This window comes from Sphingomonas psychrotolerans, assembly GCF_002796605.1.
GTDB classification, from domain to species: Bacteria; Pseudomonadota; Alphaproteobacteria; order Sphingomonadales; family Sphingomonadaceae; genus Sphingomonas; species Sphingomonas psychrotolerans.
Genome location: NZ_CP024923.1, coordinates 2380955 through 2400990 on the forward strand (window position 1 = coordinate 2380955; position 20036 = coordinate 2400990).

A 20036-nucleotide genomic window follows, 5' to 3' on the forward strand; every position below is an offset into this window, starting at 1 on the left:
AGAGGAGGGGATACTATGAGGCTTTCATCGAATTCGCGTGTTCGCGGCGCCGGGGTTTCGGGCGCGGCGCTGGTCGTGGCGCTGGCATGGACACCGGTGGCAATGGCGCAGGACGCGCCGGCCGCCGACCCGGCCGCACAGCAGGGCACGGAGACGACCGACGAAGGCGAGATCGTCGTCCAAGGCTTCCGTGCCTCGCTCAACACCGCGCTCAACATCAAACGCGAAGAGACCGCCTCGGTCGATACGATCGTCGCCGAGGACATCGGCAAGTTCCCCGATTCGAACCTCGCCGAATCGATGCAGCGCGTGCCCGGTGTCGCGCTGTCGCGTGGCGACGGCGGCGAAGGGCGCAACATCTCGGTGCGCGGCCTTGGCGCGCAGTTCACTCGCGTGCGCATCAACGGGATGGAAGGCACCGCGCAGACCGGCTCCTCCGACGTCTATGGCGCGGGCAATTCAGGCCGCAGCTTCGACTTCAACGTCTTCCCCACCGAAATCTTTTCGTCTCTGGCAGTGCGCAAGACCACGTCGGCCGATGTCGAGGAAGGCTCCCTCGGCGCCACGGTCGATCTCAATGCGCCGAAGCCGATGAACTTCGACAAGGACTTCGTCTTCTCGGCAACCGCGCGTGGTGTGTACAACACGATCAGCAAGAAGGTCGATCCGCGCGCCTCGCTGATCGTGTCGAAGAAGCTGAACGACAGCTGGGGCGTGCTCGCCTCGGTCGCCTATCAGAAGCGCCACATCCGCGAAGTCGGCTATTCGGCGGTGGACGTTCTTTCGGCGAATGCGAACGGCCTCGATACCGACGGAAACGGCCCTATCCCGATCCTGCCTTATTGCACCCCGGTGGGCGGCTTCGTGCAGAATGGCGTGACTTATGTCAGCCCGACCACGACAACCGCCAATAGCGGCGTGAACATCGGCGCGAATGCGGCGAACTGCAGCGCGGGCAATCCGCGCACCAGCACCCAGGCTGCTTACGCGACGGTCTTCAACCTGCGTCGCGCGGATGCCGCCGCCATCCCGGGCAGCGGCGCCTTCCTGCCGCGCCTGCCGCGCTACGTGAACTCCGAACAGGACACCAAGCGCATCGGCGGCACGCTCACCATCCAGTTCACGCCGGATGACGACACCGATATCAGCTTCGACATGCTCTATTCGCGCTACGACGTAGAGCGCCGCGACAATTATATCGCCGCTATGTCGTTCGGCCGTCTGGTCAACGAACTCGGCCAGGCCGCGGTTTCGGTGCGCGACATCCAGTTCGACGAGAATGGCTCGCTCGTCTACGGACAGTTCGACGGCGTCAATGTGCGCTCGGAAGGATTGGTCGACCACTTCATCTCGGACTTCAAGCAAGGCAATCTGAACTTCCGGCATCGTTTCAACGACACGCTGGAAATCACCGGCCTGTTCGGCATCAATCAGTCGGTCTGGTGGGGTCCGAAGCGCTTCCAGACCTTTATGGACGCCATTCACACCGACAATTTCACCATCGATTTCCGCGACGGCGGCGCGGTTCCGAAGATCGGCTTCGGCTTCGACGTGGCGAACCCGGCGAACTTCCAATACGGGCCGCGCGCGAACGCCGGCGCACCGGTGACGGGTGGCTTCAGCTTCCAGGGCAAGCCGTCCAAGGCGCAGACCGACAACGGCACGTTCGAGCTGAACACGCTGTGGAATGTCGACGACGGCCTGAAGTTCAAGGTGGGTGGCCAGTATCGCGATAGCGATTTCAATTCGTACAATTTGGCGCCCTACACCGCCGACCTGGCCATCCGCCCGCTTCCGGCGGGCACGAATCTCGCCAGCATCACGCGCCAGATCAGCGGGCTCGACAATTTGTGGGGCAACGGCGCCCCGGCGAGCTGGGCGGCGATCGATCCGGACAAGTGGGACGCGCTCTACGACCTCGACGCGGTGCGCTTCTGCGACGTGGATTGCGGCGGCAGCCGCGCCCGGGTTCGCGAGGAGGTCAAGAGCGTCTATGCGATGGCGACCTTCAACACCGAAGGGCTGTTTCCGCTCACGCTGCGCGGCGACGTCGGCGTCCGCTACGTCCGCACCGACATGCTGGCCTCCGGCTATGTGCCGATCACCGCCGCATCTAGCCCCACCGGAACGCGCCGGGTCTACACCCAGGTCAACCGCGGCTATACCGACTGGCTACCCTCGGCCAACGTGGTCTGGGAGATCAACCGCGATCTGTTCCTGCGCCTCGCGGCCGCCAAGGTGATGTCGCGTCCGGATCTTCCCAGCTTGACGCCGACGAGCAGCATCACCGCGACGACCCAGAGCGGCACGATCAACAATCCGTTCCTCGAGCCGATCCGCGCCGATACGTTCGACGCGTCGCTCGAATGGTATTTCAAGCCGGGCTCGCTGCTGTCGATCGCCTATTTCAGGAAGGACATCAAAACCTTCGTTCAGCGCATCACCAGCCGGATCCAGTTCAGCGAACTGGGCCTCCCGGCCGAGTTGCTGGCCGGGACGCCTTCGACGCCTTCCGACTTCTTCAACGTAAGCCAGCCGTTCAACACGCCGGGCGGCCCACTGGAAGGCGTCGAGGTCAATGCGCAGGTGCAGCTCGACTTCCTGCCCGGTTTCCTCGGTAATTTCGGGGTGCTGGCAAACTACACCCGCGTGACCTCAACAATCGATTACTGCCTCACCAGCGTGAACGGCGTTTGCACGGTCGGCACCACTGCGGACCTGATCGGCCTGTCGAAGAATACCGCCAGCGGCACATTGTTCTACGAAGACAGCAAGTTCAGCATCCGCGGCACCGCCAGCTATCGCGACCGGTACATCCGCGGGATTCCCGGACCCGCCGGCAGCGATCTGCAGGGCAATTCGCCGAACCTGTTCGTCGACGCCTCCGCCTCCTACGCAGTGACCGACAACGTCAAGGTCATTCTCGAAGCGCAGAACCTCACCGACGAGCGCAACAACCTCTATATCGACAGCACCCGCCGGGACACGCTGTTCCAGACCCGTATCGGACGGACCTTCAACTTCGGTGTGAACTTCCAGTTCTGAACCCTGCCTCCCTGTGGGCCGTCGTTCGCGGCGGTCCATTTTTTGCTCCCGCAATGTAAATTGCCGTGCCATTTCTTGGGATATTGTTGACTCCGCCGCACTCCCGGCGCAGCTTCGGGCAAAACGACCCCGGGGAGAGATCATGCTGGCGGCATTCATCATCGCGGCGGCGATTCCAGCGCACGGCGCTCCCGTGGCGGCGGGGCGGCAAATCGAGCGGCTCGATCGCGGGCTGGTCGCGGTGCCGGCGGCGGGCGGCGGCAACCATGTCTCGTGGCGCCTGCTCGCGACCGATCGGAAAGGGGCGCGCTTCACGCTCTATCGCGACGGCAAGCCGATCGCGAAGATCGCCGGTAATCAGGCGGCGAGCTATCTCGACCCGACCGGTACCCCGACTTCGCGCTACGCGCTCGCCGCGCGCGACCCGGGCGCGTCGGCGTGGGCCAACGGCTATCTCCCGATCCCGCTCGACAAGCCCGCCGACGGCCGCGCAGACGGCGAGGCCTACAGCTACACCGCCAACGACGCCTCTGTCGGCGATCTCGACGGCGACGGGCGTTACGAGCTGATCGTCAAATGGTATCCGACGATCGCAAAGGACAATGCGTTTTCCGGCTATACCGGCGCGACGCTAATCGACGCCTATACGCTCGAGGGCAAGAAGCTCTGGCGGATCAATCTCGGCCCCAATATCCGCTCGGGCGCGCATTACACCCAGTTCATGGTCTATGACCTCGACGGCGATGGCAAAGCCGAGATCGCGATGAAGACCGCCGACGGCACCGTCGATGGCACCAACCGGATGATCGGCGATCCGCACGGCAGCTGGGTGAGCCGCGAGGGCGAAGTCGATATCGACGACCGCACCGGCGCCAAGTTGCTTCCCGACGGACGGAAAGTCTCCGAACTCAAAGGCCGTGTCCTGAAGGGCCCCGAATATCTCACCGTATTCGACGGCGCGACCGGCCGCGCGCTCGCCAGCGCACCCTATGCCCCCTCGCGCGATCCAAGCGGAAACAACCCGAGCTACGACCAGATGAAAGCAACCTGGGGCGACGGCTATGGCAACCGCTCCGAACGCTATCTCGCCGGAGTCGCATATCTCGACGGCCACCGGCCGAGCCTGGTCTTCGGACGCGGTTATTATGCCCGGTCGACCGTCGCCGCATGGGACTATCGCAACGGCAAACTCAACATGCGTTGGCTGTTCGACAGCGCGATGCCCGGCAACGAGAAGTTCGGCGGCCAGGGCAACCACCAGCTCTCGGTTGCGGATGTCGACGGCGACGGCCGCGACGAAGTGTTCTACGGATCGATGGTCATCGACGATAACGGCAAAGGCCTGTGGTCTTCGGGGCTCGGCCATGGCGACGCGATGCATCTCTCCGATCTCGATCCAACCCGTCCGGGACTGGAGAAGTTCGGGGTCCACGAGAATATGCGAATGAGCGGCAATCGCGGCGCGGGGCTGCTCGACGCGAAGACTGGCGCGATCCTCTGGTCGACGCCAGCCGACAAGGACACCGGTCGCGGCATCGCCATCGACATCGACCCGCGCCATCCCGGTGCCGAGGCCTGGGCCTCGAATTCGCGCGAACTCTACGACGTGAAAGGCAATGTCATCCCCGGCGGGCATCCGCGCGCGGCGAACTTCGGGATCTGGTGGGACGGCGATCGGCTGCGCGAGCTGCTGGATGGCAAGAAAATCACCAAATGGGACTGGAATACGGCCACCGAGCAGGTGCTGCTCGATCCGCCGGGCGTGGTCTCGAACAACGGCACCAAGGCCAACCCGTCGCTCTCGGCCGACATTCTTGGCGACTGGCGCGAGGAGCTGTTCGTCCCGAGCGAGGACAGCCGCGAATTGCGCATCTACGCTACCCCGATCCCCACCGGAGAGCGCATCGTCACCCTGATGCACGACCCGGTCTATCGCCTCGGCGTTGCGTGGCAGAATACGGCGTACAACCAGCCGCCGCACACATCTTACTTCCTCGGAGCGAAGTGAGACGATGCTGCTGGCGGCGATGCTGATCGCGACAAGCCCGGTGCTGCGCTTCGACCTCGAACCGCCGAAGCGCGCCACCGGGCGCCTCGTCGTGGCGGCGGACAAACCTTACGAGACGGGCGGCTACGGCTATGAGCCCCAGCGCCGGGGCAAGGGATTCCTGTTCTCCGCCGCGGTGCCCGAGGGCAATTACCGCGTTACCGTGCGGCTTGGCGGGCGAGTGACGGTGAAGGCCGAATCGCGGCGGCTGATGTTGCGCGACGTCACCACGGAGCCGGGCCGGTACGTCACGGCCAGCTTCGTCGTGAACGTCCGCAACGCGCAACTCGCGCCGCCGCCGGCCAATGCGCCGGGCGGCAGCCAAGTGAAGCTCAAGAGCCGGGAGGCGGGCAGCTATACCTGGGACGACAAATTGACGCTCGAATTCCTCGGTGATCCGCGCGTGGCCTCGATCGATATCGAGCCGGTTACGCTGCCGACGGTATTCCTCGCCGGGGACTCGACCGTTACCGACCAGCGCGCGGAGCCGGCCGCGAGTTGGGGGCAGATGCTGACGGCGCTGTTCGAGCCGAACGTGGCGATCGCCAATCATGCAGAATCGGGCGAGACCTTGAAATCGTTCGTCACCGAGCTGCGCTTCGACAAGCTGCTGTCGCAGATCAAAGCCGGCGATTGGCTGCTGATCCAGTTCGGCCATAACGACCAGAAGGCGCAGTGGCCGCAGACCTATGCCGACCCGGACCTCACCTACCCCGCCTGGCTGCGCACCTATATCGCCGAGGCACGGCGACGCGGCGCCCATCCGGTGCTGGTGACTTCGCCCGAACGACGCAATTACGACGGCAGCAAAGTGCGGCGGACGCTCGCCGAATATGGCGAGGCGGCCCGCAAGGTGGCGCGCGAGGAGAAGGTGCCGCTGCTCGATCTGCAGGAACAAACGGTGATGCTGCACGAGGCGCTGGGCGAGGCGAAGGCCGCCTCGCTGTTCAACGACGGCGGCAAGGACCGAACCCACCACAACAATCCCGGTGCGTGGTTCCTGGCCCGCGCGGTGGCGGCGGAGATCGCGACGCAGGTGCCCGATCTGGCCGTGCATCTCAGACCCTCGGCACGCAGCTTCGACCCAGCGAACCCCGATCTCACCGAAGGCGCGATTGCTCCCAGTCTCGCCGAGAGCAACGTCCGACCGGCGGGAAGCTGATGCGTACCGGCGCTACCTTCGACGTGCGCGATCATGGCGCACGCGGCGACGGCGTCGCGCTCGACAGCCCGGCGATCAACGCCGCGATACTCGCTGCCGAGGCCGCCGGCGGCGGGATGGTGATTCTGACGCCGGGCAAATATCTGAGCTTCTCGCTCCGCTTGAAGAGCCGGGTCACCCTCGTGCTCGGAGACGGCGCGACGCTCATCGCTGCCGAGAAGGGACCGCTCGGCGGCTATGACCTGCCGGAGGAGCGCGGACCGCAGCTCTATCAGGATTTCGGACACAGCCATTGGCACAACAGCCTGATCTGGGCCGAGCATGCCGAGGATATCGCGATCATCGGCAAGGGCCGGATTCTCGGGCTCGGCCTCACCCGCAACGGACCCGGCACGCCGTGGAGCAAGCAGGCCGGCGAACGCCCGCTGTCGATGGCGGTAATGCCGGCCGCCGATGTCGGCAAGCTCGAGCGCACGCGGCAAGCGATGCAGGGCATGGGCAACAAGGCGATCGCACTCGCGCATTGCAAGCGGGTCAAGCTCGACGGGTTCAGCATTTTCAAGGGCGGGCATTTCGCGGTGCTGGCGAGCGAGATCGACGGGCTCGACATCACGAACCTCGACATCGATACCAACCGCGACGGGCTCGATCTCGATTGCGTCCGCGGCGCGCGCGTCGAGCGCTGCCGGGTCAACACGCCGAACGACGACGCGATCGTCCTCAAGACGAGCCTCGGCCTCGGCAAGCGTTCGTCCTGCGAGGACATCGAGATCCGCGACTGCGCGGTTTCGGGCTTCGATCTGGGCACGATGCTCGACGGCACGCGCCGGCAAACCCAGGAATTGTCACCCGACCGCGACCGCGTCACCGGGCGGATCAAGCTCGGCACCGAGAGCAATGGCGACTTCCGCCGCATCCGCATCGCCAATTGCCGCTTCGAACGCAGCCGCGGCCTCGCGCTCGAAACCGTCGACGGCGGGACGATCGAGGACGTGCTCGCCGAGAATATCGAGATGGCGGATGTCACCACCGCGCCGCTGTTCCTCCGCCTCGGCGCGCGGCTCCGCGGCCCGGAAGGGACGAAACCAGGCGCAATGCGCAATATCGAAGTGCGCGGGCTCAAGGCGACCGGTGTGGATCCGCGCTTTGCCGCGATCGTCGCCGGATTGCCCGATCACCGCATCGAATGCGTTCAGTTGCGCGACATCGACCTTTCGTTTCGCGGCGGCTTTAACGAGCCGGTGCCGGCGAGCCCGCCCGAACTCGCCGACGCCTATCCCGAGCCGAGCATGTTCGGCCCCACGCCCGCCTGGGGCTTCTGGGCGCGCCATGTGATCGGGCTCGAGGTCAAGAAGCTGCGGCTGTCGCGCGAAAGTGGCGATCGTCGCCCACCCGTATTGCTCGACGACGCCCATGCGCGGGCTGAGGATGCGCAATATTGGCCTGACAAGGTTTGACGCCGCGGGCGTACTCGCCTATCCAAATGTTGTATTATAATCCCATATAATGGGCGTCAGGAGAGGCATGATGAGCATTCACGCATTCCGGATGCAGCTGAAGCCCGGCGTCGTCGACGAATATAAAGCGCGCCACGACGCAATCTGGCCCGAGCTCGCCGAACTGCTCCATGCGAGCGGGATCCGCGACTATTCGATCTTCCTCGACGAGGAGACGCTTTCGCTGTTCGCGGTGCTCAAGCTCACCGACGACAATAGCCGCGCGGCGCTGCCCCAGCATCCGGTGATGCGGAAATGGTGGGATTACATGGCGCCGCTGATGGAGGTCGATCCCGACAACAAGCCAAAGGAATGGGCGCTCCAGCCGGTGTTCCACCTCGCATGATCCGCGCAGCCCTGCTCGCCGCCGCCGCGGCCATCGCCATCCCCGCCGCCGCGCAGGAGGCCAGGCAAACCGCCAATTTCAACGCACCGGTCAAAAGCTTCGGCCGCGTCTCGTACGACGCCCGATCGCTGATGATCGACGGCAAGCGCACGATCATCTGGTCGAGCGAGATGCACGCCTTTCGCCTGCCATCGCCCGATCTGTGGCGCGACGTGCTGCAGAAGATGAAGGCGAGCGGGTTCAACACCGTCGCTTTCTATTTCGACTGGGGCTTCCACAGCCCGAAACAGGGCGTCTACGATTTCAGCGGCATCCGCGACGTGGACCGGCTGCTGACGATGGCCGAAGAGGAAGGCCTTTACGTCATCACCCGCGCCGGCCCCTATGTGAACGCCGAGCTCACGCGCGGAGGCTTTCCGGGCTGGCTGGTCAACCAGCGCGGCCGCGCGCGGACCGACGATCCCGAATATCTCGCCGCATCCGACGAATGGCTGACCCGAATCAACGCGATCATCGCGCGCCACCAGATCAACGGCGACGGCAAGGGTAATCGCGGCAACGTCATCCTCCACCAGATCGAGAACGAGCTGGCGCTGACCACTCCGGCGCAGCGCCGCTACATGGATCACCTCTACGCCAAGGCGCGGGCGGACGGCATCAATGTGCCGCTGTTCCACAACGATCAGGGCCGCAACGGCTATTGGGTGCCCGAGGATAGCAAGGTCGAGAAGACCGTTCCCGGCCCCAACGACATGTATGCGTTCGACGGCTATCCCGGCGGCACCTGCACGGTGAACGGCAAGCCGACGCGCGGCTCGGCGGCGCCCGACTGGGGCTATTACGGTCCCGGCGGCGCGAAGGGCGGCGCCTCGGCCTCGCCCAACACGCCGGGTTTCCTTGCCGAATTCGGCGGCGGCTGGTTCGATTATTGGGGCTCGAACGGCGGCTATGAGTGCAACGCGATCCAGCGCGGCAAGCGCTTCCAGCGGGTGTTCTACGGCACCAACCTCGCCAACGGCATCGGCATCCAAAGCTTCTATATGGGGTTCGGCGGGACGAGCTGGGGCTGGCTGCCGGCACCGGTGGTGTTCACCAGCTATGATTACGGCGCGGCCTTCTCCGAAACGCGCGAAGTGCGGCCCAAGGCGGAGGAGCTCAAACAACTCGGCGGGCTGATCGCGGCGGTGCCCGATCTCGCCGGGATGGTGCCGGCGGGGCCGGTGCAGATCTCGACCGACAAGGTGCAGGTCTATCACAACAAGAGCCCCGAGACCGACGCACGCTTCCTGCTCGTCACCCACAAGCCCTCGAACGGCCAGACCAGCGACCGCTTCACCGTCACTGCCGACTTGCCCGACGGCCGCTACACGCTGCCGATGCAGCTCGACGGGTTCGACGCCAAATGGCTCGTCGCGGGGGTCAATCTCGGGGGGCAGCGATTGGTCTATTCGACCTCGGAGCTGCAGACGCTGCTCAAGCAGGATGGCGGCGACATCGCGCTGATCTATGGCCGCGAGGGCGAAGCCGGCGAGACCGTGCTGCGCTATGCCAGCGCGCCCAAGGTCACCGTGCTCGAAGGCGGCGCGACCTCGACGTTCGACTCGGCGAAGGGCGACCTCAAGCTTAATTACGCGCATCGCGGACTCACGCGCGTGCGGATCAGCGGCGGCGGGCGCCCGGACCTGTTGCTGCTGATCGGCGACGAGGCCGAAGGCGCGAAGTTCTGGCATGTCGGCGACGTGCTGGTGCGCGGCCCGGCGCTGGTGCGGAGCGCAAAGATCAAGGGCAGCGCGCTCGCGCTCACCGGCGACACCCGCGAAGCGACGCCGCTTGAAATCTGGGCGCCGGCAAGCGTTCGAAACATCAGCTGGAATGGAGCCAGGGTCACTGGCGCCAGCCTTCCCGGACCCGCCGACTTCTCCCTGCCCGCGCTCACCGACTGGCGCGTCTCGCGGGGCTCGCCCGAGGCCGCCCCGGATTATGACGATCGCGACTGGGCGAAGATCGACAACCGGCCCTATGCCAGCATCACCGCGCGCGCCGACGGCCAGCCCAACATGCTGATGGACGCCTATGGCTTCCACGAAGGCGACGTCTGGTATCGCGGTCGTTTCACCGGGACGCCGGACGCGCAGAGGCTGAGGCTCCATTATGGCGCCGGCGGATCGGGGCTGGTGCAGGTGTTCCTCGACGGCAATCTGATCGGCCAGGACGAGATCCCCGCCGGCCTGCCCCGCCCGCTCACCACCGGCGCGCCGAGCTTCGCGCTTCCCGATGCCGCGCATGCGCCGAGAGAGCATGTCCTGTCGGTGATGGTGCGCAACAACGGGCATAATTGGGACCTCGACGCCGACGACTTCCACAAGGAGGCGCGCGGACTGGTCTCGGCATCGATCGAGCCCATCGCCGGACCCAGCTTTTCGGTGCCGATCGCGTGGAAGATCCAGGGCCGCGCCGGCGGCGAGGATATTGCCGATCCGGTCCGCGGCGTTCCCAACAACGGCGGGCTCGATGGCGAGCGCCGCGGCTGGCACCTGCCCGGCTTCGACGATCGTGGCTGGAAGCGCTACACTGTGCCGGGCAACCAGGCGCCGTCCGGCACGATCTGGCTCCGCACCAGCTTCGACCTTGCCGTGCCGAAGGGGCAAGACGCGACGATCGGCCTCGCTTTCGGCGACACGAGCAAGCCGCGCTCGCCCAATGCCTATCGCGTGCTGATCTTCGTCAATGGCTGGAACATGGGCCAGTTCATCGCCCATGTCGGCCCGCAGCGCGTCTTCCCTTTGCCCGAGGGCATTCTCAACCATCGCGGCCGCAACCATGTCGCGCTCGCGGTGACAGCCGACGGCGTGCGCGGTAACGGGCTCGAGCAAGTGAAGCTCGTCACGCTTCGCAACGTCCGCGGCGGAATTCCCGTCCGCATGGTCGCTGCCCCTTCCACACCTTCCGAACTCAAACAGGTAGACTGATGGCCGCCCTCACTCACGACATTCCGCGCAGCGCGATCACTTCCGGGATCGACCTGCTGATGGACAACCTCGTCAACATCAAGGACGAGACCGGCGAGTTCCTGCTCCATCTAGAGGACGGCCGTGTCATCGACACCAAGGGCTGGGCCGGCTGGGAATGGACCCACGGCGTCGGGCTGTTCGGGATGTGGCGCTATTACGAGCAGACGGGCGACGACGAGGCGCTCCACATCATCAAGCAATGGTTCGAGGACCGCTTCGCCGAAGGCACGCCGACCAAGAACATCAACACGATGGCACCGTTCATCACGCTGGCGTACCTCTACGAGCACGAGCCCGATCCGCGCTATTTGCCCTATCTCGACACCTGGGCCGAATGGCTGATGGCGCCCGACGGGCTGCCCAAGACCGAGGAAGGCGGCTTCCAGCACATCGTCTATAACGACGAGAATCCCGGCGAGATGTGGGACGACACGCTGATGATGTCGGTGCTGCCGCTCGCCAAGATCGGACTGCTGCTGAACCGGCCGCAGTACGTGGAGGAGGCCAAGCGCCAGTTCCTCGTCCACATCAAATATCTGTTCGATCGCAAGACCGGCTTGTGGTTCCACGGCTGGGATTTCAACGGCCGGCACAATTTCGCCGAGGCTTTGTGGGCGCGCGGCAATTGCTGGGTGACGATCGCGATCCCCGAGATCATCGAGATCCTCGATCTGCCCGAGGGTGACGCCTTCCGCACCTTCCTGATCGACACGCTCGCCGCGCAGGTGAAGACGCTCGCCGAGACGCAGGACGCAAGCGGGCTGTGGCACACGCTGGTGATGGACCCGAGCTCGTACCTCGAGGCCTCGGCCACCGCGGGCTTCGCCTACGGCATCCTCAAGGGCGTGCGGAAGGGGTATCTGCCGCGCGAATATGAAGCGGTCGGGATCAGGGCGGTCCGCGGCGTGCTCGCCAATATCGACGCGGCCGGCGAGCTCCAGCAAGTCAGCTTCGGCACCGCGATGGGCGACACGCTGCAATTCTACAAGGACATCAGGCTGACTTCGATGCCCTATGGCCAGAGCCTCGCGATCTGCGCGCTCGGCGAGTTCCTGCGGACCTATATCTGATGCTGCGGGCGGCGTGGCTCCTGTGGCTCGCCGTCCTGCTTCCCCAGTCGGCGCGCGCCCAACGCCCCGACTGGATCAGCACCGACGCACCGGGTTTGCCGCTCGCCGGGGCGACGGTCGTCACCAGCGCCGGCGATCACGCCGTCGTCGCGCTGGCGGCTGCCGATCTGCGCCGCGATCTGGAGACAGTCACCGGCAAGCCTGAGGGGAGCGGCACGACCCAGATCTGGGCCGGGACGCTCGGCAAGAACCCGGCGATCGACCGGCTGATCGCCACCGGCAAGCTCGACGCCAGGCAGCTGAACGGCGCGTGGGAGAGCTTCGTCATCGCCACCGTCAAGCAGCCGGCCCCGGGCGTCCCCAGCGCACTGGTGATCGCCGGAAGCGACCGGCGCGGTACTGCTTACGGGGTCTACGAAGTCAGCCGCGCGATCGGGGTGTCGCCGTGGCATTGGTGGGCGGACGTGACCCCGCTCAGGCAGCCTGCGCTGCATGTCCGCCCCGGCACGCGCCGCTTCGGCCCGCCTTCGATCAAATATCGCGGCATCTTCCTCAACGACGAGGATTGGGGGCTCACCCCGTGGTCGGCGACCGTCTTCGAGCCCGGGACCCGCGGCATGGGGCCGAAGACCTATGCCAAGGTGTTCGAGCTGCTGCTGCGGCTGAAGGCCAACACCCTGTGGCCGGCGATGCACAAGATCAGCCCCGCCTTCAACGCCGACCCCGAGGATGCCAAGCTCGCCGACCGCTATGGCATCGTGATGGGCTCGTCGCATGCCGAGCCGATGCTGCGCAACAATGTCGGCGAATGGACCGGCGACACGCACGATTATGATTACGGCAAGAACCCCAGCGGGGTCCGCGCTTATTGGGAGGAGCGCGCCCGTACCAACGGGAAATATGAGAGCATCTGGACGCTCGGCATGCGCGGCATCCACGACAGCGGGATGCAGGGCGCCGGGGACATGCCGACGCGACGGAAATTCCTCGAAAGCATCTTCGCCGATCAGCGCGCAATGCTCGCCCGGCACGTTTCGCCGACAGTCGAACACGTGCCGCAAGTGTTCACGCCCTACAAGGAAGTGCTCGACATCTATCGTGCCGGGCTGGTGGTGCCGGACGATGTGACGCTGATGTGGCCCGACGACAATTTCGGTTATATCCGCCGCTTCCCGACCCCCGAGGAACGCAAGCGCGGCGGCGGCGCGGGGATCTATTACCACCTCTCCTATCTGGGCGCGCCGCTGTCGTATCTGTGGCTGTCGACCACGCCGCCCGCGCTGATCGGCGAGGAGATGGGCCGGGCCTATGATCTCGGCGCCGATCGGATGTGGATCGCCAATGTCGGCGACATCAAGCCCGCCGAGCTGGCGACCGACTATTTCCTGTCGCTCGCCTGGGACGTGCCGGGCACTCGCGCGCTGGGTGTCGAGGGCTGGACGCGGCGCTGGGCGGCGGAGAACATCGCCGCGGGCGAGGCCGACGCGATCGCTGCGATCCTCGCCGAGCATCACCGGCTCAATTTCGCGCGGCGGCCCGAACATCTCCAATGGTATCTGCCGGGACAGAAGGCGCGGATGAGCCCGTATTCGATTGCGGAGGCCGATGCTCGCCTCGCCGCGTTCGATCGCAATCTCCTTCGTCTCCAGACGGTCGTCGGACGGATCCCGGATATGCGACGCGACGCCTTTTTCGAACTGCTGGGCTATTCGGTCGAGGCCGCCGCCAGCGCCAATCGCCGTTTCTTCGCCGCCGAAGCGCATGACCGGCTCCGCGACGCCGACCTGCCCCGCGCGCTGCATCTCGGCGCCGAGGCGCGTGCCGCCGACCTGCGGATCGCAGAGCTGACCAAGGCCTATGACGCACTCGCCGGCGGCAAGTGGCGCGGTTTCATCGCGGTTGAGCCCGCCGACGGGCAGTGGAAAAGCTATCGCCTGACGCCGCCGATCCTGCCAGCGCCGGGCGCGACGGTTCCGGCCGTGCCGGTTCTCGTCGAGCCGGTTTCCGGTCGTAAGATCATGCTCGATCTGCGGAAGGTGGCGGGCAGCTGGCGGCAGGTTTCCGGGCTCGGCCGCAACGGACTGGTGCTCGGTTCGCGCGTTGGTCGTGCGGTCACGGGCGCGGCACCGGTCGATCTTCCTGCCGGCCAATGGCGCGCCGAGATCGACCTGATTCCGGCTTATGCCGATGCCGATAGCGAACCGCTGCGCCTCACCTTGCGGGTCGACGGCAAAGCTTGGCCTCTCGCGGTGGCGCGAAACACCGGCGACGCAGCGTGGGCGCTGGCAGTGCTCGACAACCGGATTTCGCTGGCGGTGCCGGGGACGATCGCCGCGGGGCGCCACCGCGTCGAATTGCTGGCGGCGAGCGGCGGGATTCTGATCGAGGCGGTACGGTTCGTGCCCGACTAGACTCCCCTCCCGCAAGGGGACCCGGCGATGGGTGCGAGCGCAGCGGGCCGAGGGGTCTTAGGTTGACTCGGTTTGCGGAAACGCGATTCATCTCGCAATATTCTTGCGCACATTTCGCGCGCTGATCCTGTCCCAAACAATTGAAAGAGCGCCCGGCAACGAGCCGACCGCGCCAGCCAAGCAGGCGAAATCCTACATTGCAAGCTTTGCGCAATTGGCGGGCGAAGGGAAAAGCCGCTCGGCCTGGATATGCCATTTGATGAAGCACGCAAGCGCTTCATTGGCGTTGATCCTGTCGAACTTGAGGAAAGCGCAAAAAAGGCGACCGAAGCCCACCCGAGGATGTTGCCTAGAGCTGGTCGGTAGCCGGCCCAACTGAGGAAGACGCCCGACCTGACCCGCCGGGCCTTTTCGTGCGAATGTCCTGAATTGGTGGAAAGCCGCCTGGCGGAATTTGGGCGCCCATCGGCCAATAGCTGCCGTTGATACGCGGAAATCTCGTCGGCTCAGATCGCCGATTTGCGAAGATTTGGAAAGGCTGCCACCACGGCCGATCGAAGGCGTAGTGGCGGCGCCAAAGCTGCGGGTGCGGGCATTGGAGTGGCGTGGTGTGAAACAAGCAGTTCTTTTAGCATGCGCTTTTATCCTGACGCTCAGTGCAGAAGACCTGCATGCGCAAACGACCGAACAACAGCGTTCTGAAGGGGAGTTCGTTCGGGCTCTGATCCGAGCGCAAGACGCTAATGATTGTCGCCTTGCCCTTCGCCTAATCGACAAACGCGAAGGTGTCGTTCAATCGCAACTGAAAGAGCTCAACCGGAATAGAGATCGTCGCGCCTCCGCACGGGACAGGCAGAGGACGTATTTACTTGAGCAAATTCGCGGCTTGGAAAATCGGCGAGTCGTTACGAGCCGAGAATGTCTGTAAGCGTCAGCCTCCGCTTTCGGGTTTCGCGCCGGCCAACCTGATTGGCGGCAAATGGGGCGTTAGCGGTCATTCAGGCCAGTGGATCACTCACATATATAGACCCCTGGAGGGAGGGCAAGCCGAGCCTATCTCCGCTTCGCCACCTCGACTGCATAGACATGGTTGGCGCCTTCGAAATTGGCGCGGAAAACGATCCATTTGCCGTCGGGGGTGAAGGTCATGTTGGGCTCGAGCCGGTAATCGTGCTTGCGCATGTCGACGAGCTTTTCGGCATCGAGCGTCCCCGGCGCGATCAGGTTCTCCGCGCCAGGCGCATGGATGCCGGCGACGTCGGGAATGTCCCTGGGCGTGAACAGATAAAGATATTTGCCGTCCGGCGCGTGCGCGACCATCTCGCTGTCGCCGCCGTCGCCCGAGAATTGCGCGCGCCCCGGTGCCTGATTGAAATGCACCGACCATTCATTGCGCTCGACATTGTACCAGCGGCGCTTTCCGCTCGCGAGGTCGTAGCCGGCGAGCCAGAACACTTCGCCGCGCGGGGTCTGGAGATCGTACCAGATCGTCTTGCCGTCGGGCGAGAAGAACTCGTGGCCGGCGATCTCCATGTTCATCGTGCGATTGTGGACGAGGCGTTTGTCGCTCCCGTCGGCGCGGATCGTCCAGATCCGGTCGACCTTGTGCCACGGCCCCTCGTGGCAATACAATATCTGCTGCGGATCGCTCGGCGAGAACTGTACATGGTTGAGCCAGTCGGTCGAGGCGGTGACGAGCTTGCGCGCGCCGGTCTTCACGTCGATCGTGAAGATCTCCATCGGGATCTTGGCCTCGAGCCGCTCGTTGAGCCGCACTTCCTTGGCCTCGGCATAGGTCATCGGGCGGCCGTCGGGCCAGTTGGCGGCGTATTGCGCCTGGCCGAAGCGGCTGTTGTCGGCAGGCTTCGCGCCCGGCTGGAGCGGCTTGTCGTTCTCCGCCCATTGGCCGAGCAGCAGGGTCTCGTCGGCGTTGATCGATCCGATGAAGCCGCGATCCACCTCCGCGATCTTGCGCACCTTGCCGCTGTCGATATCCACCGCGAAGATCGCCCAAGACCCGCCGTCCGGCCCGCGTCTTTGATAATAAGCCGTGCGGGTCTTGCGGCCGGTGAACAGCAGGATGGCGCCGTTCTGCCTGACCAGAGGCGTCACTTCCCACGTCTTGAGATCGACCACCGAGATCCCGCCGGGCACCGAGACCACCATCTTGTCGCCCTCAGGCGTATAGCTGTTCTGGTGAAAATAGAGGCTCGCCGTGCCCGCCTCTCGGCTGATCCGGATCACCCTGTGCCCGGTGAGCGTGTCCACCCACTCCGCCGCCGGATCGGCCGCCGCGGTTCCCGCCAGCGCCAGCGCCATTGCCGCGAGGCCTTGGCAAATCGCACGTCCCGGCCGCATCCTCGCTCTCCCGACGACTTGATGTCGTTCCACATATCATGATAGCCGTTCAAAATATGGAGTAAAGAACAGGCTTGGCCTGTCGCCCGAGAGGAATCTGCATGGCCACCAGCGCGCCCGCGCCCACCGCTTCCGGGCAACGCCCCGTCCGCCTGATCAACTATCTCGCTTACGGCTCGAACGACGTGCTCGGCGCGGGTTCGATGGCGGTGATTTCGGGCTGGGTGCTGTTCTTCTACACCACTTTCTGCGGGCTGGATGCGTGGCAGGCAGGCCTGATCTTCCTCGTCGCGCGCGTGCTCGACGCGATCGCCTCGCCGATCATCGGCCATATCTCCGATAATATGGGCCAGACCCCGCTCGGCCGCCGCTTCGGCCGGCGACGCTTCTTCATCCTCGCCGCGATTCCCTTGCTTCCCAGCTTCGCGATCATGTGGATCGCCGGCCAGGGCTTCTGGTATTATCTCGTCACCTACGTCCTGTTCGAACTGGTCTACGCGATGGAGATCATCCCGTACGAGACGCTCGCCGCGGAGATGGGCAAGGACTTCAAGACCAAGGCCAAGTTCGCCACCACCCGCATCCTCTTCGCCCAGGCCAGCGCGATCCTCGCGGGCTTCCTGCCCGGCTGGCTGATCGAGGCGCTGGGCAAGGACAGCGCCGACACCTTCCTCTACATGGGCATATTGTTCACGGCGCTGTTCATGCTGGCGGCGGGCCTGCTTTTTCTGTTCAGCTGGGAGCGCCCGGCATCGGAAGTCGCGGCGCTGCGCCCGGCGGGCGATCAGAAGCCCAGCCTCGGATCGGCAGTGAAGGCGCTGTACCGCAATTTGTTCTCCACCTTCCGCATCCGTGCCTTCCGGCTCCACCTCGGCATGTATCTGGGCGGCTATATCAGCCAGGACGTGTTCAACGCCGCCTTCACCTTCTTCGTGGTGTTCGCGCTGGCCGGGTCGATCACTGTCGCCTCCTCGCTGCTCGGCACGATGTACATGGTCCAGTTCGTCGCCGTGGCGATCGCCAGCTATGTGGCGCTGCGCAAGTCGCCGTCGCGGGCCTATCAGCTCGCTGCGATCAGCTTCGCGATCGGCGTCGTCGCCTTGCTGGTGCTGTGGAACGCGGGCGTCCGCTCGACCGACGCGCTGATCTGGGTGCCGATCTTCTTCGCCGGGCTCGGCCGCGGCGCGCTCAACTACATTCCCTGGGCGACCTATAATTACATGGCCGATGTCGACGAGATCGTCACCGGCCGCCGCCGCGAAGGCGCGTTTGCAGGGGTGATGACCTTCGTCCGGAAGATGACTCAGTCGGCCGCGGTGTTCGGCGTCACCACGATCATGAGCTGGGGCGGCTTCATCTCTGGCGCCAAGGTCCAGAGCGACCAGGCGATCAACACGCTGGCGATCGTGCTCGGGATCGGCACGATCGCGGTGCTGGCGTGCGGCATCCTCGTCTCGTTCCGCTTCAAGCTCAATTCGGCGACGCATGACGTGCTGATGGCGGAGATCGACCGGCTGAAGGCAGGCGACACCAATCCGCCGACACCCGAGACCCGGGCGATCGTCGAGGATCTTACCGGCTGGAAGTACGAACAGCTCTGGGGCAACAATCCGGTCGCCGGCATCCGCCGCTGATGCTGCTCGCCGCACCGGCAGTCGCGGCCGGTGCGCGAGAAGGTTGACCAAGGGCCGCGGCTTGTGGCAGGCGCGCAGCCGGCTCGCGGGTATAGCACAATGGTAGTGCAGCAGCCTTCCAAGCTGAATACACGGGTTCGATTCCCGTTACCCGCTCCAGCCCTCTCATGGTGAGAGTGCGTCCACGTCGAACGGCCGCATGAACCCGTGAGTCCTTTGTGGCGCTACGCCCTGCCGGGCTGCGCGCGTGGTTCGATTCCCGGCGTTTCGCGAAAAGCATGACAACCGACACCACCCCGCTCGCACTGTACGTGCATTGGCCGTTCTGCGTGTCGAAATGCCCCTATTGCGACTTCAACAGCCATGTCCGCGAGAGCGTCGACCAGGAGGCGTGGCGCAGTGCGATGCTCGCCGATCTTGCGCACGAGGCCGCGCAATTGCCGGGGCGCCGGCTCGGCTCGATCTTTTTCGGTGGCGGCACGCCCTCGCTGATGCCGCCCGAAACCGTCGCCGCGGTGATCGAGGCGGCGGAGCGGCATTGGGGGTTCGAGCCCGGCGTGGAGATCACGCTCGAAGCCAACCCCTCCTCGGTCGAGGCGGCGCGCTTCGCCGATCTCGCCGCCGCCGGAGTCAATCGCGTCTCGCTGGGGCTGCAGGCGCTCGACGACGACGCGCTCCGCTTCCTCGGCCGCGCGCACGGGGTGGCGGAGGGGCTGGCCGCATTGGAGACGGCGCAATCCACGTTCGACCGGGTCAGCTTCGACCTGATCTACGCCCGGCCCGACCAGGATCTCGCGGCATGGGAGGCCGAGCTCCGCCGCGCGATCGGGTTCGGCACCGAGCATCTCTCGCTCTATCAGCTCACCATCGAGCCGGGCACGCGCTTCGCCACCTTGTTCGAGAAAGGCAAGCTCGCCGCCTATGACCCGGATGCCGCAGCCGACCTGTTCGAGGCGACGCGGACGATCACCGCCGCGGCCGGCCTGCCCGCCTATGAGATTTCCAATCACGCCCGCCCCGGCGCGGAGAGCCGCCACAATCTGATCTACTGGCGCTATGGCGACTATGCCGGTGTCGGCCCCGGCGCGCATGGCCGGCGCGGCGGGCTGGCCACCGTCCGCCACAAGAAACCCGAGAACTGGCTCGGCGCCGTGGCGCGCAACGGCCATGGCACCCAGATCGAGGATGCGTTGAGCAGCCACGAACGCGCGGTCGAGGCACTGGTGATGGGGCTGCGCCTGCCCGAGGGCGTCGATCTTGCGCGCGTCGATGCGCTTGCCGGGGGCGAGGCACCGCTGGATCGGAGCGCTCTCACCGGCCTGGGCAAGCAGGGGCTCGTGGTTTCCAACACCGGCAGGCTGCGCGTCACCGAGGCAGGCATGCCGGTGCTCGAGGCGATCCTGCGCGCGCTGGTGATCGCCTAGGCGTATCCGTCATCCCGGCGAAAGCCGGGATG

General features: G+C 65.3%; 11 protein-coding genes and 1 tRNA gene. 11 read left to right on the plus strand and 1 reads right to left on the minus strand.

The window, feature by feature from the left end; translation table 11 throughout:
- The first annotated feature begins 15 nt into the window (after nt 1-15).
- The 8 genes from CVN68_RS10810 to CVN68_RS10845 all read left to right on the plus strand — a co-directional run bounded on the left by CVN68_RS10810 (nt 16) and on the right by CVN68_RS10845 (nt 14588).
- Complete coding sequence (locus tag CVN68_RS10810) at nt 16-3045, plus strand: TonB-dependent receptor (protein WP_100282211.1); 3030 nt, start codon at nt 16-18, stop codon at nt 3043-3045.
- Between the two features lie 142 nt (nt 3046-3187).
- Nucleotides 3188-5053, plus strand: coding sequence for a rhamnogalacturonan lyase (locus tag CVN68_RS10815; RefSeq protein WP_158298830.1), 1866 nt, complete (start codon nt 3188-3190; stop codon nt 5051-5053).
- 4 nt (nt 5054-5057) lie between these two features.
- A complete protein-coding gene (locus tag CVN68_RS10820) occupies nt 5058-6254 on the plus strand; it encodes a rhamnogalacturonan acetylesterase (protein WP_100282212.1) in 1197 nt (398 codons plus the stop codon).
- The gene (locus CVN68_RS10825; RefSeq protein ID WP_100282213.1) at nt 6254-7711 is read left to right on the plus strand and encodes a rhamnogalacturonidase; all 1458 of its coding nucleotides are present in this window, start codon (nt 6254-6256) and stop codon (nt 7709-7711) included. Before CVN68_RS10820 ends, CVN68_RS10825 begins: the two co-directional genes overlap by 1 nt.
- A gap of 70 nt (nt 7712-7781) precedes the next feature.
- The gene (gene rhaM / locus CVN68_RS10830; RefSeq protein ID WP_100284350.1) at nt 7782-8096 is read left to right on the plus strand and encodes an L-rhamnose mutarotase; all 315 of its coding nucleotides are present in this window, start codon (nt 7782-7784) and stop codon (nt 8094-8096) included.
- Nucleotides 8093-11065: a glycoside hydrolase family 35 protein gene (locus CVN68_RS10835; RefSeq protein ID WP_100282214.1), complete on the plus strand. Its 2973-nt coding sequence runs from the start codon at nt 8093-8095 to the stop codon at nt 11063-11065. The genes rhaM and CVN68_RS10835 overlap by 4 nt, the downstream gene beginning before the upstream one ends.
- Entirely contained in the window at nt 11065-12177 is a 1113-nt protein-coding gene (gene bglB / locus CVN68_RS10840) for a beta-galactosidase BglB (RefSeq protein ID WP_100282215.1), read from the plus strand. The genes CVN68_RS10835 and bglB overlap by 1 nt, the downstream gene beginning before the upstream one ends.
- Complete coding sequence (locus CVN68_RS10845) at nt 12177-14588, plus strand: glycosyl hydrolase 115 family protein (protein ID WP_100282216.1); 2412 nt, start codon at nt 12177-12179, stop codon at nt 14586-14588. The genes bglB and CVN68_RS10845 overlap by 1 nt, the downstream gene beginning before the upstream one ends.
- A 1053-nt stretch (nt 14589-15641) precedes the next feature.
- Here CVN68_RS10845 and CVN68_RS10850 read toward each other — a convergent pair.
- Entirely contained in the window at nt 15642-16946 is a 1305-nt protein-coding gene (locus CVN68_RS10850; RefSeq protein WP_100282217.1) for an oligogalacturonate lyase family protein, read from the minus strand.
- 101 nt (nt 16947-17047) lie between these two features.
- Here CVN68_RS10850 and CVN68_RS10855 point away from each other — a divergent pair, with 101 nt between their 5' ends.
- The 3 genes from CVN68_RS10855 to hemW all read left to right on the plus strand — a co-directional run bounded on the left by CVN68_RS10855 (nt 17048) and on the right by hemW (nt 20004).
- Nucleotides 17048-18580 carry an MFS transporter gene (locus CVN68_RS10855; protein ID WP_100282218.1) on the plus strand — a complete coding sequence of 511 codons (1533 nt, stop codon included), beginning with the start codon at nt 17048-17050 and terminating at the stop codon, nt 18578-18580.
- 85 nt (nt 18581-18665) lie between these two features.
- A tRNA-Gly gene (locus tag CVN68_RS10860) sits at nt 18666-18739 on the plus strand.
- A 119-nt stretch (nt 18740-18858) separates the two neighbouring features.
- Complete coding sequence (hemW, locus tag CVN68_RS10865) at nt 18859-20004, plus strand: radical SAM family heme chaperone HemW (RefSeq protein ID WP_100282219.1); 1146 nt, start codon at nt 18859-18861, stop codon at nt 20002-20004.
- The last annotated feature ends 32 nt before the right edge of the window (nt 20005-20036 follow it).

Bases quoted from the DNA above. Each gene is read 5' to 3' on its own strand.
- CVN68_RS10810 (WP_100282211.1), top strand. From the start codon at position 16: ATGAGGCTTTCATCGAATTCGCGTGTTCGCGGCGCCGGGGTTTCGGGC.
- CVN68_RS10815 (WP_158298830.1), top strand. From the start codon at position 3,188: ATGCTGGCGGCATTCATCATCGCGGCGGCGATTCCAGCGCACGGCGCT.
- CVN68_RS10820 (WP_100282212.1), top strand. From the start codon at position 5,058: ATGCTGCTGGCGGCGATGCTGATCGCGACAAGCCCGGTGCTGCGCTTC.
- CVN68_RS10825 (WP_100282213.1), top strand. From the start codon at position 6,254: ATGCGTACCGGCGCTACCTTCGACGTGCGCGATCATGGCGCACGCGGC.
- rhaM (WP_100284350.1), top strand. From the start codon at position 7,782: ATGAGCATTCACGCATTCCGGATGCAGCTGAAGCCCGGCGTCGTCGAC.
- CVN68_RS10835 (WP_100282214.1), top strand. From the start codon at position 8,093: ATGATCCGCGCAGCCCTGCTCGCCGCCGCCGCGGCCATCGCCATCCCC.
- bglB (WP_100282215.1), top strand. From the start codon at position 11,065: ATGGCCGCCCTCACTCACGACATTCCGCGCAGCGCGATCACTTCCGGG.
- CVN68_RS10845 (WP_100282216.1), top strand. From the start codon at position 12,177: ATGCTGCGGGCGGCGTGGCTCCTGTGGCTCGCCGTCCTGCTTCCCCAG.
- CVN68_RS10850 (WP_100282217.1), bottom strand. From the start codon at position 16,946: ATGCGGCCGGGACGTGCGATTTGCCAAGGCCTCGCGGCAATGGCGCTG.
- CVN68_RS10855 (WP_100282218.1), top strand. From the start codon at position 17,048: ATGGCCACCAGCGCGCCCGCGCCCACCGCTTCCGGGCAACGCCCCGTC.
- hemW (WP_100282219.1), top strand. From the start codon at position 18,859: ATGACAACCGACACCACCCCGCTCGCACTGTACGTGCATTGGCCGTTC.